1 protein-coding gene is annotated in these 1376 nt (G+C 65.2%); it reads left to right on the plus strand.

What is annotated here, in order from left to right; genetic code table 11:
- The first annotated feature begins 115 nt into the window (after positions 1–115).
- On the plus strand, positions 116–1336 hold the full coding sequence (locus F8566_RS49540; protein WP_151571487.1) for an IS256 family transposase: 1221 nt from the start codon (positions 116–118) through the stop codon (positions 1334–1336).
- The last annotated feature ends 40 nt before the right edge of the window (positions 1337–1376 follow it).

Below are 1376 nucleotides of genomic sequence, written 5' to 3' on the forward strand. Positions count from 1 at the left end.
GGGACTGTCTGAAAGATCGTGTGGGTGGGGTGGTGATCCGGAAGGCTGGGGCTGAGGCCCCGGCCGGGAAGGATCATGCGTGACCAACGACGATGAGGACGAGACAGGTAGCGGGTTGGATGTCCAGCTCGCGGCTGAGCTGATCGAGCGGGCCAAGGCTGAAGGAGTGTCGCTGGTCGGGCCGGATGGGCTGCTGGCCGGGATCACCAAGACCGTGCTGCAGGCCGCGCTCGAGGCGGAGATGACCGAGCATCTGGGGTATGACAAGGGTGAACGTCCTGCTCAAGCGAGGGGTAATCACCGTAACGGCACCTCGCCCAAGACGGTGTCGACCGAGGTCGGCCCGGTGCAGATCCAGGTGCCGCGGGACCGGTCGGGTGGGTTCGAACCACAGATCGTGCCCAAGCACGCCCGTCGGATCGAGGGCTTCGACGAATCGATCATCTCGCTGTATGCCAAGGGCCTGACCACCGGCGAGATCAAGGCGCATCTGGCCGAGATCTACCAGGTCGAGGTCTCCCGCGATCTGATCTCCCGGGTCACCGACAAGGTGGTCGAGGAGATGGAGGCCTGGCGGGCCCGGCCGCTGGACAGCGTGTATCCGGTGCTGCTGATCGATGCGATCTATGTGAAGATCCGCGAAGGTCAAGTGGCCAACCGTCCGATCTATGTGGCGTTGGGCATCAGCTGCTCCGGTGAACGTGACGTGCTGGGCATGTGGGTCGGCACCGGCGGTGAGGGCGCCAAACACTGGATGACGGTGCTGGCCGAACTGCGCAACCGCGGCATCGCTGATGTGTGCATCGCCTGCTGCGACGGCCTGAAGGGACTGCCCGAGGCGATCGAGGAGATCTGGCCGCAGGCCACCGTCCAGCAGTGCGTGGTGCACCTGGTGCGATCGTCGCTGCGGTATGCCTCCAAAGCGCACTGGAGCCGGCTCACCAAAGATCTGCGCGAGATCTACACGGCCCCGACCGAGGCAGCTGCCGAACAGCGGTTCGCCCAGTTCGCCGACGACTGGGGCGACCGCTATCCGGCGGTGATCCGGCTCTGGCGCGACGCCTGGCCGACGTTCACCCCGTTCCTGGCGTTCCCGGCCGAGATCCGCAAGGTCATCTACACCACCAACGCGATCGAGTCGTTGAACGCCCGGTTCCGCCAAGCGACCCGGCGCCGCGGGCACTTTCCCACCGAGCAGGCCGCACTCAAGGTGCTCTACCTGGTCATCTGCAACCCGCTCAAAGGCCGCACCAACGTGACCGGCACGACCCGCGGATGGAAGGCCGCGTTGAACGCACTTTCGCTGCACTACGGCGACCGCATCACCCTGAACTAACAGCGATCACCACGCCACCCACAGATTTTCAGACAGTCCC

This window comes from Actinomadura rudentiformis, assembly GCF_008923185.1.
Classification (GTDB): domain Bacteria; phylum Actinomycetota; class Actinomycetes; order Streptosporangiales; family Streptosporangiaceae; genus Spirillospora; species Spirillospora rudentiformis.